The organism is Methylobacterium crusticola (genome assembly GCF_003574465.1).
Taxonomy (GTDB): Bacteria; Pseudomonadota; Alphaproteobacteria; order Rhizobiales; family Beijerinckiaceae; genus Methylobacterium; species Methylobacterium crusticola.
This window is the reverse complement of the sequence record NZ_QOWC01000509.1, coordinates 1-646: the sequence shown is the minus strand read 5'-3', so window position 1 is coordinate 646 and position 646 is coordinate 1. Positions and strand designations below refer to the sequence as shown.

The window sequence follows — 646 nt, the reverse complement described above, 5'->3', positions numbered from 1 at the left end:
GCGCGGCCTCGGTGGTGATGAACCACGGCTTCACGCCGACCCCCCGGCGCAGGGAGTACATGTAGAAGACCGGCATCGTGGCGGGGAACAGGTCCCGGAACTCGCTGCCGTTGAAGGTCACGAAGACCGCGTCCGGGAAGGCGGCGGCCACGGCCCGCTTCTCGATCATGTTCATGCGGTGGTAGTCGAGGGCGCCCTGCTCGGTGGAGCCCTCGCCGCGGTACCACTTGGCCGCGCAGGCGATCAGGCTCTCCAGGACCGCCCCGGTCGGCGCCTCCTCGGGGGCGGCCGCCACCGCCTCGTGCGCGAGGGCGACGACGTCGCTCAGGCGGGCGCTGGCGAAGCCCCGCTCCCGCGCGGCGGCGTCGACGGCGCCGAAATAGGCATCCGCCGCCGCGCTCGCGTGGCCGTTCAGGGCGGCGTGCGTGTCGGTGAAGATCAGCCGGATCGCCGCGCCGGGCGCGTAGGCCTGGTGGACCCGGGCCGCCAGCTGGCCCAAGTAATCGAGGCACGCGACGTCGGGTGCGTCGAGGTGCTGACGCGGTCCCTTGCCCCAGTACAGGACGAACGGGACCGGCTTCCCGGCCTCGATCGCGGCCGCGACCACCGCCGGCAGGCGCTCGGCATTGCCGGGCTGCTCGCGCTT

General features: G+C 73.4%; 1 protein-coding gene. It reads right to left on the bottom strand.

What is annotated here, in order from left to right; genetic code table 11:
• The coding region (locus DT057_RS35890) for a hypothetical protein (RefSeq protein WP_162501630.1) at positions 1-646 on the bottom strand (646 nt) is incomplete at both ends.